Here is a 12,096-nt window from a genome sequence, read left to right on the forward strand (position 1 = left end):
GCGTCTTTCCGCTTCCCCCTTCGGACTCGGCCCGGGAGCGCAGAGTTTCAGCCCGACTTCGCGCGCGTTCGAGTCTGTTGGGCGTGGACGGCGATGCAGGCCCAGCCGGCCATGAGCCCCAGCCCGCCCAGGGGGGTCACCGCGCCGAGTACGCGAGGCCCGCCGAGGGCCATGGCGTAGAGCGTGCCCGAGAAGATCAGCACGCCGACGACGAAGGCCTGGGCGGAGATCCGTCGGGCCCGCGTCCAGGGACCGGGGGCCCAGGCGACGACGAGCAGGACCACGGCGTGGATCTGCTCGTAGCGGGCCGCGGTCTGCCACCACTCGAGCTGCTCGGCGTCGACGATCTCGCGCAGGCCGTGGGCGCCGAAGGCCCCGGCGGCGACGCCGAGCAGCCCGAGGATGGCGGCGGCGGTCAGCGGCCAGGAGGGCGCAGGCTCGGAGCGGGGACTCGGGGGAGGGCTTGGCTGGGTCATGGACTCACGGACTCGGGGGGCTGCGGAGCCACTCGGCGACGCCCTGGCGGGTGCCGTCTGGGAGCTGGACCTCATAGGCCACGCCGCCGACGAAGGTCTGGGTTGCGACCGTCGGGATCCACTCGGCGAGGGTCGTGACGTCGTAGGCGATCCAGTCGGCCTTCGACTCGAGCAAGCTGGCGAACTGGTGGCCGGTGTACTCGTCGGGCGTGGCCTCGGGGTCGTCGTCGAGGACGTAAAAGCGCAGGCCGCTGGCGCGGATGCGATCGAGGGCCTCGCCGATGGCGGCCTCGCGCACGGGCGGCTCGGCGAGGGGCTCGGGCTGGTCCGGGGGCTCGGCCCCAGCGGCGCCCGCCTCGGACGGTTCGGGCGCGTCGGGGCGCGCGGGGGCAGGGGGGCGCTCGAGGTCCGCTGGCGGCGGTCGGCGCATGGGCTCGTGGCGGCGGCCGTCGTCGACCTTGCGGGCGCCGCAGCCCGCGGGGAGCAGCAGCAGCGCGACGAGGGCGAGGCTGAGAGGCCGTGCGCTGCGCCGAGGGGTCACGAGCTTGACGATAGTGGCCGATCCGCCCCGAGGCCAGGACCCGAAGCCAGGACCCGAGGCCAGGACCCGAGGCCAGCCGACTAGCCAGGCAGCAGGTCGACGTCTTCGCGGGCCTCGAGGCGCGCGCCCGATTCGCCGTCGCCCTGGGCCTGTCCGCCGACGTCGAGGGTGTCGGACACCCGCCCGCCGGGGACGAAGCTCGGGTCGTAGCGGTCGGAGGGGTCGAGCACGGGGGCGTCGACGGCCGCGGCGGCGCGGCGCGCCTCGGCCTCCTCGGCGCGGGCCTTCTCGGCCTCGCGGTCGGGGGGTCCGATCGGTCGCTCCTGCACGAACTCGGTGGCTTTGGACGAGTCGCGCACGTGGACCACGGGGCTGCGCTGGAGGTCGCTCGGCAGGTAGCCGGTCCAGCCCACGGGCAGCGAGGGCCCGAGCCACTCGAACACCCAGCGCGCGTCGAGGGGCGCCAGGTTCACGCAGCCGTGGCTCTTTTTGTTGCCGAACTTGTCGTGCCAGTAGGCGCCGTGGAGCGCGTTGTGGCCCTGGAAGAGCACGACCCAGGGCACGCCCTGGACCATGTAGGGCTTGTCCTCGTAGGCCTGGTTGGCCATGGTCGTCGACGCGACCTTGGCCCACATCGGGTAGTTGCCCCGGGGCGTCGCGTGGCTGCGGCCCGACGAGATCATCGTCGCAAACATGGCCTGGTGCCCGCGGTAGGCCACGAGGACCTGCTCGCCGAGGTCGACGTCGACCCACTGGTCGTTGCCGACGTGCTCGGAGCGCCAGCCGGCGAGGACGTCCGCGGGGGGCTCGATGAGGTGGACCTCGTTGAGCACCGAGGCGTCGATCCACTGGCCCTCACCCACGCGCCAGAACACCTCGCCGCCGCCGTCTTGGGAGTCGGCGCGCTCGAGCAGGGGCACGCGGGTGCGCAGCGGGAGGGTCTGGACGATCTCGGCCTTGGGGCTGGGTGCCGTGCGGACGCGGGTGCCCTTGACCCCGTGGGTCCACGCGAAGCTCGGCCCGTGGTAGCTGCCGTCGCCGCTGAACTCGACGCCTGCGAAGGCGCTGCCCTGGCCGCCGTAGCGGATCCCCGACTTGGGGATGAAGGCGCCGTCGCGGGTCTGGATCCACTCGTAGCCGTCGTACTCGAGGCTGCGCGCGACGACCACGCTCATGCCCTTGGTCAGCGGTCGGGTGGGGATGCCCGCGTCGATGTCGGCGTAGCCGGCGTAGAGCGGCACGCCGTCGGCGCGGACGTAGGCGTAGGTGAAGGGCAGGCGCTTGCCCTCGCCCAGCGCCATGGCCGTGCCCGGAGCCGGCGCCTTCTTGGTCTCGCGCACGTGCTGGGAGCACACGTAGCCGAAGGGGTAGACCGCGTACCAGGGCTTGCCCTTGCAGCCCTGGTCGTCGCGGCTCTCGACCACGCCGCGGACGACCAGGCGGGTGCCCTCGGACACCGTCGCCACGCGCTTGTGGGGGACCCAGGGGCGGCCGCGGATCACGGTCTCGCTCCAGGTCGCCTCGACGTACTCGACCTCGGTGTCCGAGAGCACGACCTCCGCGCGGACTTCGGCCTCGGTGCCGGTTTGGGCCTGGGCTGGGAGCTGCCCCGGCACCTGGGTGGGGTCCGGCTCGAGCCCTGTCAGGGCGCGCAGGGTGTGGGCGAGGAGGAGGGCTTGGACGCTCATGACGATCGACCGGGGGCTCACGCTATCATCGGCTCACGGCCCGCGAAAAACATACGACTGGATCGGTCCCGGCATTCCGTGGCCTCCGGGGGGAGGCGACGGGTCCGGTCACGGGCGCGCAGCCGACCGTGCCCGAGCCGCCGCTGAGTCGGCGCAGGCGGTGGCGCGCGCTCGGGGGCTGGGCGCTGGTGTTCGTGGTGCTGGTGGTGCTCGTCGCGCCCTGGGCCCAGATGCCCACGGACAACGCCGACAGCGCGGGCATGCTCGCCCACCTGCACGCCTTCTTCGAGGATCAGGACCTGCTCTACGACGACGAGTACGCCGAGCTCGGCATGTCGCCGCTGTTCGCCTTCGTCACCCCGCGCAGCGCCGGCGGGCGCGGGGTCGTGTCCAACCACTGGCCGTTCGGCGCGACCTTTCTCCAGGCGCCGGGGTGGCTCCTCGGTCGGGGGGCGAGCGAGCTCTTGCTCGCGACGGGCAAGGTCCGCGACGGCCCCGTTGCGCGGTGGACGATCCCCTTGCTCGGGCTCAGCGCGTGGGCGCAGCTCGTGCTCGTGGGCCTGGGCGTGGCGATCTGGCGGTGGCTCCGGCGGCGTCAGCTCGGCCGCAGCCTGACCCTGACCTTCGTGCTCTTCGCCCTGTTCGGCACGCCCATCGCCTACTACGCCATCGAGGCGCCCATGCGCCCGCACCTGTGGGGGACGGTCGTGGTCAGCGCGCTGGTCATGCGCTGGTACGACGCCGTCGAGCTCGCGCACCTCGACCCCGAGCGGGCCCGGGGCGTGGCCCGGGGGGCGCCCAAGGGCCTCGAAGGCGGCCTGGGCCGTGCGCTGATCCTCGCCTCGCTCGCGGGCCTGGCCGCGGCGATCCGCCCCCAGCTCGCGCCCTTTTGCCTGCTCGTGGCCCACGAGCGCTGGCTGGCGACGCGCCGCCTGCCGGGCGCCGAGCGCTGGCGCCTGCTCATCTCGCACGGGCTGGCCACGGCCGCCGTGTGGGCGCTGTGGGCCAGCTTGGTCCCGCGGGTGCAGTGGTGGATGTACGGCGGCGTGGGCGACTACGCCGGCGAGGTCAGCCACCACCTGTGGGCCTTTTTGTTCTCCACCCACCACGGCGTGTTCACCTGGTGCCCGGTCCTCGTCCTCGGCCTCTTTGGCCTCGGCGTCGGCGTGGTCCGCCGCGAGCACGGTGCGGGCTTGCTGCTGGTCTTGCTCGCCATGCAGGTTTGGCTCGACGCCGGCACCCGCGAGATCACGCCCTACACCGTGCTCGGGACCCGAACCTGGACCGGGGGCACGGCCTTTGGCCCGCGCAAGCTCGTGGACGCCTTGCCCCTGCTGATCCCGAGCGTGCTGTGGATCCAGAGCTTCATCGACGGCATCCACGAGCGCCGCGACGAGGACTCCGGCGCGAGCGCGGCCCGGGCCGTGCGCCTGCGCTGGATGATCGCCGGGGGCGGCGGGTTGGCCTGCCTGGTGACGACTTCGCTGGCTGGCGCGGCGTGGATCGACTCGGCCGTGACCTCGACCGTCCTCGATCCCGAGCGCTACCTCATCGCGCTCACGCTGCCCTACGACCCGGGCGCGTGGGCGGACGCGTGGGCGATGCGCAAGGTCCCGCTGGCCATCGTCGGGGCCGTCAGCCTGGTCGTGTCGGTGCCATTGGTCGCCGTCGCCTTGGCCGCGGCGAAGCGCGTGGGCATCGGCGGGAGCTCGGGCGAGCGGCCGCCGCGGCTGCCTCCGGCGCGCATCCCCAAGCTGGCCGTGGCCGCGGCGGTGCTCGCTCCGGTGCTCGCCCACTTTTGGCTGAGCATCCTGTGGCTCAACTCCGAGGCCGAGCTCGCCGATCACCCCGATCGCATGAAGGCCGCCGCGGAGGTCATGAACCCCTGGCACGAGGCCACGGTCCGCGCCATCCCGGCGCACCAGCGCCTGCTCGAGGCCCGCCTCGGCGACGGCGTGTGAGCGGGGATCCAAAATCAGGTGACGACGGGCAGGCGGGGGCGCGAGGCCGCCTTGCCCGTGCGCCGGGCCCGGAGCCACTCGTCGCCAAAACGCAGCGAGCGCTCGCTGGGCGGCAGGGGCTCGATGGCCGAGAGCCAGTCGCGGTAGCGGGCGCCGGCGTGCACGGCCTCGATGGCCGCGTGGCCGACCTCGGGCCCGCGCTGGGCGATGAGGTACTCGACGTAGGCCCACTTGGGCGGCTGCGGGCGGACCTCGACCTTGCCCTTGAGGCCCCGCTTGATGCGATCGAGGCGCGCCTCGGCGGCCTTGACCCCGATGAAGGGCGCGCCGTCGAGGGGCGTGTTGCGCTTGGCGGTGAAGGTCGAGAAGGTCAGGGTCAGGCGGTTGATCTTGGCCAGCTCGAGGGCGAAGCGCACGACCTCGTCGGCGTCGGCGTCGGTCTCTCCGGGCGCGCCCATCATCTCGTAGACCTTCATGCGGTGGAAACCCTCGGCGGCGATGAGCTTGGCCGCGCGCAGGATCGACTCCTCGGTGATGCGGCGATCGAGGACCTTGCGCATGCGCTCGGAGATGCCGTCGGAGGCCACGGTGATGGTCCGGTAGCCGCCCGCGGCGAGGTTGCGCAGCAGCCCGGGGGTCAGCCGATCGGCGCGCAGGCTCGACACGCCGATGCCCTTGCCGCGCTCGACGATGCGGGCGACGAGCTCCTCGAGCTGCGGGTGGTCGGTGACGGCGGCCCCGACCAGGCCGACCTTCTTGGCGTGCTCGGGGACCAGGGCGAGGGGCACCTCTTTGTCGAGCAGGCGCATGCCGCCCGTGGTCCCGCCGCGCATCACACAAAAGGTGCAGCGCCGCGAGCAGCCGCGCTCGGGCTCGACGAGGAACATGTCGCTGAGCTCCGTATCGGGGGTCACGATGGCCGAGTGCGCGGGCAGGTAGAGCTCGGGGCCCTTGGCCATGTCGGGCAGCGGCTCGAAGTGGCCGGGGTCGACCTCGCCGCGGATGGTGTGCGGGAGCTGGCCAGCGGCGTCGATGGCCGCTCGTCGGCCTCGCGTGTCGAGGATGGTGGCGACGGCCTCGGGCAGCAGGCCCTCCGCCTCGCCGGCGATCATCAGGTCGACGAAGGGCAGGATCACGCTGGGGTTGGAGTTGGTCAGCGGGCCGCCGCCGATGATGATCGGGTCCCGGGGCCCGCGGTCGGCCGCGAGCAGGGGGATGCCGGCGCCCTCGAGCAGGCGGATCAGCCCGCTGACCTCGAGCTCGTAGGCGACCGAGATGCCGATGATCGGGTAGTCGGAGATGGGCCGCTCGCCCTCGTAGCTGAGGATCGGGCGCTTGGGCTGGGGCCAGGGCAGGGCCATGCGCTCCCACTCGTCGGGCAAGAAGGCGCGGTGGCAGCCGGGACCCTCGGCGTTGAGGATGCGGTACAGGGTCTGGAAGCCCAGGCTCGACATGCCCACGTGGTAGGGGCTCGGGTAGGCCAGGCAGACCGCCGCGGGCTGGCCGAGGGCGAGGGTGCCGGTCTCGCGAGCGAGGCGTCGACGGATCCGCTCGAGCTCCGCTTCGCGGCCGCCTCGCCGGGATCCCGAGCCCCGGCTGCGTGTTCGTGTCTTCGCCCTGGCCATCCGTCGTCTAGGTCGCGTTCATAGCCGCCAACGGCCCGGCTCGCAAAAGCGCGGGCGCAAACGCGGACGAGCCCGCACCGAAGGGCGCGGGCTCGTTCCTCGAGCGGGAGGGGAGGGCGCTCAAAAGCGCAGCTCGACCACCGCTCCGCCACCGCCGCCGGGGACGAGCATGGGCGCGATGCCGGTCAGCTCCACGCCACCTTCGGCGCCGGGATCCGGCTCGGGCTCGGTCGGATCGGCGCCGCCGCTCTTCTTCTTGTTGATCGAGTAGATGGCCAACATCGCCGCGCCGCCGATGAGCGCGACCCCGCCGACGCCGAGGCCGACGTAGGCGGTGATGTTCGAGGCGCGCAGGCGACTCTCGAGCTGGTAGGGGCATTGGTTGTTCTCGACGAAGCGGCACGCGTAGTCGCCGACGGGGAAGCCCGAGGCCGTCGCGTTGGTCGACAGCTCGTCGAGGGTGTTGGCGGTGCCCGACGCGATCGCGATCCCGACGATGCCAGCGACGACGCCGAGGCCGCCGACGGTGACCAGGGCGATGCCGCCGGTCTTGAGCCCGCGCTTTTCTTCCTTGACGGCCTTGCGCGACTCGGCGGCTTCATCCTGCCGCTGCTCGCGGGTGCTGTCGCCGAGGGGATCTTCCTCGTCTGTCGCGACGGCCGTGGTCGTGGTCGTGGTCGCCGCGGCCGCTTGGTCGGAGGCGCAGCCCGAGACCGAGATCTCACCGAGGATCTGCTTGGCCTGATCCATCTTCTCGACGTACTTCTCGGGGTCGCCGTAGGTCAGGAAGTGCTTGAGGTAGGAGTTGGCCTTGTTGCAGTCGCCCGCCTTGAAGGCCGCGACGCCGACCTTGTGCGCGAAGCCGTGCTTGCCCGGGACGAGGTAGTAGGCCTCCTCGTAGAGCGGCACGGCTTCCACCCACTTGCCCTCGGCCGCGAGGCCCTCGGCGGCCGAGTACTTCTCTTTGGCGAGCTCGATCTTTTGCTCGTCCGTCATCTCGGCGGGCGAGGGAGCCGGCTCGGAGGGCGCCGCCGGAGCGGGCGCCGTGGGCGCGGGCGGAGCGGGCGAAGCGAAGGCCACGCTCGGCACGCTCAGCGAGAGCACGAGGGCGATGGGGGCTTGGAGTCGGCGCATGATCACGAAAGAAAAGATCGAAGAGGGCGGTCTCGAGTCGCCAAGCGGCGACTACAGGTCGTCGAAGGAGTCGGCCTTCTTCTTGGTGGCCGTCGTCGTGGTCTTCTTCTTTTTCTTCTTCTTCTTTTTCTTTTTCGGCGCGGCAGCCTTGGTCTCTTCAGCCGGGGCCGCGTTGGGATCGGCGGCGATGGGCTGGCCGTCGGGGCCGACGGCGCCGGGCTGCGGGGCGATGGGCTGGCCATCGGGGCCGACGGCGCCGGGCTGCGGGGCGATGGGCTGGCCGTCGGGGCCGACGGCGCCGGGCTGCGGGGCGATGGGCTGACCGTCGGGGCCGACCGCGGCGCCGGGCTGGCCGGCGACCGGAGGCGTGGCGCCCGGGGTGGGCGGCACGGGCTCGTCCGCCTTCTTGGCGGCGTCGGCTTTCTCGTCCGCCTTCTCCTCGGTCTTGTCCTTCTCGGCGACGGGCTCTTCCTTCTTGCCGCCGAGGACGAGGATGCCGATCACGCCGACGACCACAATCGCGCCGCCGATGATGCCGGCGATGGCCAGTCCGTTGCTCTTGGCCGGAGGGGCGGCCGCGACCGCGACCTCGGCCGGGGGGGCTGCATTCGCGGCGGGGACGGGCTCGGGCTCGGGCTCGGGCTCGGGCTCGGGCTCGGCCGCCGGCGTCATCGCCAGCTCGTCAACGAGCTGTCCGAGCAGGTCGTCAAAGGCATCCGCTTCTTGGTTGGGTTGGTTCACGGCCACGAGTCCTTTTGTCGTCGTCCGGTTGGGCTCCAGAGGCGGTCGCAAACGCGGCGGCCGCGGAGGAGTTTTCGAGGTGCGCAGCGCATCGCGCAACCTGGGGCGTCGTGGCGCGAGTGTAGCGTCACGGGCGGAGCTCACACAAGGGACACCCAGTGAGCTGAGCGGCTGACGATCGCGCCCGAAAATTGAGCTGACGCAACTTCCGTGCATCGGGCCGTGCGTCAGGTTCGAGGCGCTCTTGCGAGGTCCTGGACACATGCTGGGTGAACGACGCTGGACAGGCCTCCCGGCCCGTTCGGGCTCACTCGGCGGCCGCGGGCGCTTCGCCCGGCAGCGTGGGTAACGCGAGCTGATTGTGCTCGCGCGTCAGGGCGCGGACGAGCTCGTCGAGGGCAGCGACGAGCGCGGCGAGGCGGCGCTGCTCGCGAAGCTGGGGCCCGCGCTTGTCGGCGCCGCGGAGCCACGCGGGCCGCCCGCGGGTTCGGGCGTCGTCGACGAAGCTGGGATCGGGAGCCGGGTGCAGATCGAGGCGGTACTCGTCCATGTACAGCGCCCGGCTGATCTCGAGCTGGATGGCGTGCACGCCCAGATCGGGGCGGCCGAAGTGGGTGACGATGTTGCCCCCCTGGTAGGGATCGTCGATGGCGAAGCTCAACGGCCAGTTGCCGCCAAAGTGCGGGCGCAGGCGATCGCTTCGACCCGTCAAGGCCCGCTCGGCGACGGTCCTCAGGAGCGGCGCGCACGAGCGGCCCGCGCAGGTCCCCAGGACGAGATCGCCGGCCACGGTCCCCGGCATGCTGTGGGCGTCGAGCAAGATGGCGTAGCCAAAGCGTCGACGTCGACGCTCGAGCAAGCGCTCGAGGGCGGCGTAGTAGGGCGCGTGGTAGCGGCTGATGCGCTCGGCGAACTGGGCGTAGGGCAGGGCGGTGAGCAGCGGGATGTTGCCCACGGCGCTGCGCCACAGGACGCCGCGGTTGCGGATCGGCCGGCGCTGCTGGCCGATGCTCAGCGAGCTCGTCGAGGGTCGGGGGTTGGGGTGCGGGTGATCGGGAACGATCTCGGAGCTGACGTCGTCGTCCGCTCGGTTGAGATCGACGACCAAGCGCGAGTGGCGAGCGCGGACCGTCGCCGCACCCAGGGCCTCGGCCCGGACGTAGAGGCGATCCACCGCGTAGTCCGCGTTGCGCGGGAAGTTGACCTGCGGCCGCGGTCCGAGCCCGGCCGGCCACTCGAGGCCGACGTGGGGGAAGCTGACGACCACGGGGCTGGCGAAGGCCGCGGGGCGGAACTCGAAGGGCAAGGACGCGCCCGCCTCGAGGCCGACCACCTCTGCGCTCAAGGTCTCGCTGCGTCCGAGCTCGGCCATCCGGAATTCGCTAGTGTACATCGTCCCTCCGGCGATGGGCGCGTCGCGGGCTGGGCCGAGCTGGGGGAGGGCTCCAAGCAAAAAAAGACCCCCGCTCCGGAGAGCGGGGGTTCAGCGTGACCCTGCCGAGAATCGAACTCGGGATTGCGGCGTGAGAGGCCGCCGTCCTAACCGCTAGACCACAGGGCCGTAGCTTGGTTGGTGCGCCCGGGGGCGCGGTGGCTCAGGTGCTCGTGAGAGCGGCGACTGAGGCGGTCAGGGGAAGTTCGGGAACAAGGATTCGAACCTTGATTGACGGTACCAGAAACCGTTGTCCTACCCTTAGACGATTCCCGAACATGGCTCGACGCGAGGTCGTTTTGCCCGAAGTGAGGCGGAGCTGTTCGGGCGAGGTAGGAGCCCCTTGCGAGGCCCGGGGAATCTGGACCAACGCGAGCGAGGTGTCAAGGAGGATTTTCCAAAATGTGTTGGAGCGTCTGGGTAGTCGTCTCATGGCCTCCCAGGCGCCGCTGGACCCCGAACCTGGCCATGTGTTCGGTCTGCTCTGCAGATTACGAGGGCTCGATTTGCCTGTTCGACCGGCGCGAGAGCGAGATCTCCTCGTGTTCGGGTCAAGCCCGCTCGGACCGGCTGGCGCGTCCCCTGGCGGAAGCCGTTACCCTGCTTGCATGCGTCGTAACCGCTCCGCCTCGCTTCGGATCCCCACGCTCACTCGCCTCGGAGCGATCGCCGGATCCGTGTGGCTGTCCTTTGCGCTCGGGGCGTGCCGGGGCCCCGGACCCGACGAGGCGCAGCAGCCCGATGACACGGCCGCGCAGCCTGACGCGTCATCGGCGGAGGCCGAAGCCAAGCCGCTGGTCCTGCGCCTCGAGCCCGCGGGGGAGCCCAGCCCGGCGCAGGAGCTGGTCGAGTCGGCCTCGGGCAAGCAGGGTGCGGTCGCCAGCGCCGAGGCCAACGCCAGCCGCATCGGCGTCGAGATCATGCAAGCGGGCGGCAACGCCATCGACGCGGCGGTGGCCGTGGGCTTCGCCCTCTCGGTCACGCAGCCCTCGGCCGGCAACATCGGCGGGGGCGGCTTCATGGTCATCCGCTTCCCCGACGGCAAGGCCACGGCCGTCGACTACCGCGAGGAGGCCCCGGGGGCCGCGACCGCGGACATGTACCTCGACGAGTCCGGCGAGCTGACCAACAAGAGCACGGTCGGCGCCCTCGCGGCGGGCATCCCTGGCGACGTGGCGGGCTTTTGGTACGCCCACCAAAAGTGGGGCACGCTCGACTGGAAGCAGGTGGTCGAGCCGGCCGTGGCCCTGGCCCGCGACGGCTGGACCCTCGACGAAGAGCACGCCAAGGACCTGGGCTACGCGGCCAAGCGCATGACCGACAAGGGCTTCCCGGACTCGGCCAAGACCTTCCTCAAGCCAGACGGGAGCAACTTCGCCGTCGGCGAGGTGTGGACCCAGCCCGAGCTCGCCGCGACCTTGCAGCGCATCGCCGACGAGGGCCGCGACGGCTTCTACGCCGGACCCTTCGCGGCGCACATGGCCGCGCAGGTCCAGGAGCTCGGGGGCATCTGGACCGCCGAGGATCTGGCCAACTATGACCCCGTCGAGCGCCAGCCGCTGATCTTCGACTACCGCGGCCGGCAGATCATCGCGATGCCGCCGCCCTCGGCTGGCGGGGTGGTCCTGCGCCAGATCCTCGCGGCCTCCGAGGCCCTCGACATGGGCAAGAAGCCCTGGCACAGCGTCGACCAGGTCCACCACTACGTCGAGATCCTGCGCCGCACCTACGCCGACCGGAACCTGCTCCTCGGCGACCCCGACTTCATCGAGATCCCGATGGAGACCCTGCTCGACGTCAGCTACATCGACGAGCGCGTCGCCGACATCGACCCCAAGAAGGCCACGCCCTCGTCCGAGGTCGGCGCGGGCGTGGAGGTCAAAGAGAGCGAGCAGACCACCCACTTCAGCGTGGTCGACGGTTCGGGCCTGGCGGTGGCCAATACCTACACCCTCAACGGCGGCTTCGGGGCCAAGGTCGTGGTCCCGGGCACGGGCGTCATCCTCAACAACGAGATGGACGACTTCACGGCCAAGGTCGGCAGCCCGAACATGTTCGGGCTGATCCAGGGCCCGCAAAACGCGATCGCGCCGGGCAAGCGCATGCTCAGCTCCATGACCCCGACGATCGTGGTCGAGGACGGCAAGCTGCGCGCCGTGGTCGGCTCGCCCGGCGGCCCGACCATCACCACCACCGTCGCGCAGATCATCTTGCAGCTGATTGACTACGATCGCAGCTTGCTCGACGCCGTCCGCGAGCTCCGCATCCATCACCAGTGGATGCCCGACGCCATCTGGTACGAGGAGGGCCTCGACCCCAAGCTCATGAAGGGGCTGGAGAACAAGGGCCACGAGCTCAAGACCCGGAGCTGGCGCATCGGCCACGCCAACTGCATCGAGGTCGGTCCGAGCACCGGCGCCTACACGGCGGTGGCCGACGTCACCCGCGACGGCGGCTCGGCGAGCGCCTACTAGCAGTCGCCCACCCCGGCCGCGCCG

At 71.6% G+C, this 12,096-nt stretch carries 9 protein-coding genes and 2 tRNA genes; 2 read left to right on the plus strand and 9 right to left on the minus strand.

Annotated features, from left to right (window positions below; all coding sequences use genetic code 11):
• Positions 1–47: 47 nt before the first annotated feature.
• The 3 genes from PPSIR1_RS14155 to PPSIR1_RS42690 all read right to left on the minus strand — a co-directional run bounded on the left by PPSIR1_RS14155 (position 48) and on the right by PPSIR1_RS42690 (position 2,705).
• A complete protein-coding gene (locus tag PPSIR1_RS14155; protein ID WP_006971768.1) occupies positions 48–476 on the minus strand; it encodes a DUF423 domain-containing protein in 429 nt (142 codons plus the stop codon).
• A 4-nt stretch (positions 477–480) separates the two neighbouring features.
• Positions 481–1,017 carry a YfeK family protein gene (locus PPSIR1_RS14160; RefSeq protein ID WP_006971769.1) on the minus strand — a complete coding sequence of 179 codons (537 nt, stop codon included), beginning with the start codon at positions 1,015–1,017 and terminating at the stop codon, positions 481–483.
• Positions 1,018–1,097: 80 nt separating this feature from the next.
• Positions 1,098–2,705: a L,D-transpeptidase gene (locus tag PPSIR1_RS42690; protein ID WP_006971770.1), complete on the minus strand. Its 1,608-nt coding sequence runs from the start codon at positions 2,703–2,705 to the stop codon at positions 1,098–1,100.
• A gap of 128 nt (positions 2,706–2,833) precedes the next feature.
• Here PPSIR1_RS42690 and PPSIR1_RS14170 point away from each other — a divergent pair, with 128 nt between their 5' ends.
• Positions 2,834–4,666 carry a hypothetical protein gene (locus tag PPSIR1_RS14170; protein WP_157595537.1) on the plus strand — a complete coding sequence of 611 codons (1,833 nt, stop codon included), beginning with the start codon at positions 2,834–2,836 and terminating at the stop codon, positions 4,664–4,666.
• A 14-nt stretch (positions 4,667–4,680) separates the two neighbouring features.
• On the opposite strand, the gene PPSIR1_RS14175 is transcribed toward PPSIR1_RS14170, so the two are convergent.
• From PPSIR1_RS14175 to PPSIR1_RS14200, 6 genes are all read right to left on the minus strand, one after another.
• Positions 4,681–6,291, minus strand: a complete 1,611-nt coding sequence (locus tag PPSIR1_RS14175) for a B12-binding domain-containing radical SAM protein (protein ID WP_006971772.1) — start codon at positions 6,289–6,291, stop codon at positions 4,681–4,683.
• 120 nt (positions 6,292–6,411) lie between these two features.
• Complete coding sequence (locus tag PPSIR1_RS14180; protein WP_157595538.1) at positions 6,412–7,425, minus strand: hypothetical protein; 1,014 nt, start codon at positions 7,423–7,425, stop codon at positions 6,412–6,414.
• A gap of 51 nt (positions 7,426–7,476) precedes the next feature.
• Entirely contained in the window at positions 7,477–8,166 is a 690-nt protein-coding gene (locus PPSIR1_RS14185; RefSeq protein WP_045115989.1) for a hypothetical protein, read from the minus strand.
• A 307-nt stretch (positions 8,167–8,473) separates the two neighbouring features.
• Positions 8,474–9,538 carry an N-formylglutamate amidohydrolase gene (locus PPSIR1_RS14190; protein WP_006971775.1) on the minus strand — a complete coding sequence of 355 codons (1,065 nt, stop codon included), beginning with the start codon at positions 9,536–9,538 and terminating at the stop codon, positions 8,474–8,476.
• Positions 9,539–9,655: 117 nt separating this feature from the next.
• A tRNA-Glu gene (locus PPSIR1_RS14195) sits at positions 9,656–9,727 on the minus strand.
• A 76-nt stretch (positions 9,728–9,803) separates the two neighbouring features.
• Positions 9,804–9,874, minus strand: a tRNA-Gln gene (locus PPSIR1_RS14200).
• 332 nt (positions 9,875–10,206) lie between these two features.
• Here PPSIR1_RS14200 and ggt point away from each other — a divergent pair.
• The gene (gene ggt, locus PPSIR1_RS14205) at positions 10,207–12,072 is read left to right on the plus strand and encodes a gamma-glutamyltransferase (RefSeq protein ID WP_086001318.1); all 1,866 of its coding nucleotides are present in this window, start codon (positions 10,207–10,209) and stop codon (positions 12,070–12,072) included.
• Positions 12,073–12,096 lie beyond the last annotated feature (24 nt).

Source organism: Plesiocystis pacifica SIR-1, from assembly GCF_000170895.1.
Classification (GTDB): domain Bacteria; phylum Myxococcota_A; class Polyangia; order Nannocystales; family Nannocystaceae; genus Plesiocystis; species Plesiocystis pacifica.